The sequence below is a fragment of the Acrocarpospora pleiomorpha genome, assembly GCF_009687885.1.
Classification (GTDB): Bacteria; Actinomycetota; Actinomycetes; order Streptosporangiales; family Streptosporangiaceae; genus Acrocarpospora; species Acrocarpospora pleiomorpha.
Map to the genome: position 1 here is coordinate 1 of NZ_BLAF01000095.1, position 2,520 is coordinate 2,520.

The following is a 2,520-nucleotide window of genomic DNA, read 5'->3' on the forward strand; positions in this document are numbered from 1 at the left end:
CCCCCAAGGACCCAAAGCCAGACCCACCAACCCCGGTTCCCCCCAAGCCGGCCCCCCCACGCCGCAAGTCCCGCGGCCGCCGAGCCTCAGTCCCCAGCTGGGACGAAATCATGTTCGGCGCCCGCAAACCCGACTAATCCCCAGACCGCCCAGCACGCCCGCCTGGCGCAAGCACCTGTCCTACAGGTCGCGGTAGGCCAGCCGGAGCGATCCGTCGATCACCACCGTGCGATTGACGACCTGACCACTTGAGCTCAGATCACTGCCGCCAGATCGCTCCGAGCGTACGAGGCTGATCGCCCAGCCTGACCGCCGGGGCCCCAGATTTGCCCCAGCCTGCTCGCTAAGATCAGATCGCTCCGGCCCGATCGCTCCACCTCAATGTGGGCCTGATCGATCCGGCTGATCGCTGGTGGGCTGAGCGTCCAGCTGATCGCTCGCGGGCGGATTGCCCAGCTGATCGCTGGTTGGGCTGACCGGTCCGGCCCGATCGCTGAGCCCAGACTTGAGCACCCGCCAAACCGCCGCTGCCGCTCTTGGCGCCGGTCCGGCGAGAACCACCACCAGCGCAAACGGCGCCGGATAACGGCGAGCAACCCAGCGACTGCTCGTCGGGTTGGGTCCTCGTAGGCCCGATCCTGTTAGCCGGATCGCTGAGGCCTGATCGCTCAGCGGATCGCTGGGAGGCTGATCGGTGGGGCCAGATTGTGTCGCTGGGATCGTTAGGGTCGGGCGATGAACTGGTTCAGCCATTCGGGGGTGACCTCGGCGGCGAACTCCACGCCTTGGCGTTCGCCGGTGTCAAGCGCGGAGTAGCCGCCTTTGCCTGCGCCGACTCCTGCGATCACGGTCAGCAGCCTGGATGAACGCTGGAACCACGTCTGCTTGAACGTCCATCCGACTATGGCCCGGCGTTCGACGATCGCCTGCGTCCGGCGAAGCGAACCTGACCGCACCGAAAGCCGAGCGCCGTCGTATGCGTGACCGAGCGACCGGTACCGGTCGAGCCCGAGCGGAATCCCCAGGAGAGCGAGCACCAAGGCGATCACCACGACGACGCCCCAGCCGAGCACTCCCGCGACAGCGGCAACCAACAGCCACGGAAAGATGGCGCGGAACAGCCGCCGCCTGCGGGCCTGCGGCGGATGCGGACGCAGCGGCATACCAGTCGAGCTGGCCTGACCAGCCGAATCGACCTGGCCCGAGGGAACCTGGGCGGAGGGAACCTGGCCCGAGGGAACCTGGGCGGAGGGAGCATCGTGCTCGGACGGATGGGCCTGGCCAAACTGGCTGGAAGGGCGGAATGGGCCGACCTGGCCGGGTGAGGTGGCCTGACCGGGTGAGGTGGCCTGACCGGGTGAGGTGGCCTGACCGGGTGAGGTGGTGGCGTTGGAGGGGCCGAATGGGCCGATTGCTTCGGCGGCGATGGCTAGGGCGGCGAATTTGGGGGTGACGGGGAGGAGTTGGCCTCGGGTTTGGGAGTCGCCTAGGCCGGTTACCACTGCCCAGACTCTGACCAGCTTGGCGACGCGTTCCGGTGGGCTTTCGGCTAGTTCGTAGCCGCGGATTCTGCGGCGTTCCAGTGAGACCGCACGACGGTTGATCAGGCCGCGTTCGGCGACCAGGTAGCCGTCGCGCGATTTGAGGGTGAAGTCCCAGTTGAAGATCGCATACATGACGCCGCCGACGAAGGGCATGGCCAGCACGAGGACGATCACGGCGACGATCAGGTATTGCGGGCGGTCCCACAGCCATTCGCCGACCGCCCAAGCATCCCTGCCGCTGATGCCGAACTCGTCGCCCCACTGAAACAGCAGGCCGACCGCACCGGCGACCAAGGCGAACGGCGTCAGCAGGTACGCGCCGGACAGCGGGCCGTACCTGAGCCAGGACCGGGGAACCCGGATGTAGTAATGCTCCTCGCCATGCCCGGGAGCCGATTCGCCGGCAGGCGTCATCCCGGTGGACGTACCGGTGGAACTGGTGGAACTCTCGGACAAGGCGACGGTCGGAATGACACGGCGAGCCAGCAGAACGGCGCGCAGCCGTTCGGCCTCTTCGACGGTTACCCCGTTGAGCTCACCTTCCTGCTTGTCACCCCCGGCTCCGGTATCGAGCTTGAGCACGGCCAGGCCGAGCAACCGATGCAGCGGCGGCGTGCTGACATCCACCCCACGAATCCGCTCCAACGGAATGGTACGAACAGAACGACTGACGAACGCCCTGGTCAGCTCCAGCCGATCCCCCACGATCGTGTACGTGAACGTGGCCCACCTGATGACCGCGAACACGATCGACCCCGCCACACCCATGGCCGCGAACACAAACGAACGCGCCGAAAACCCACCCGCGACCAGCACCCCACCCAACGGCAACAGCAGCGACGGCAACATCCGCACCGGATCGATCAGCAACACCTTCGAACTAAGCCGCAACGCCACCGGCGCAACCCCACCATGCTGCCCAACGACCCCAGCATCCGACCCCACCCTGAACGGCGAATCGTCACCGTGGGCCGCG

The 2,520-nt window shown here is 67.0% G+C and carries 1 protein-coding gene; it reads right to left on the reverse strand.

Features of this window, described 5'->3' with window-relative positions:
• Positions 1-722 precede the first annotated feature (722 nt).
• Positions 723-2,520, reverse strand: a 1,798-nt coding sequence (locus Aple_RS55290; protein ID WP_246265460.1) for a PH domain-containing protein, incomplete at its 5' end; no start/stop codon positions are given.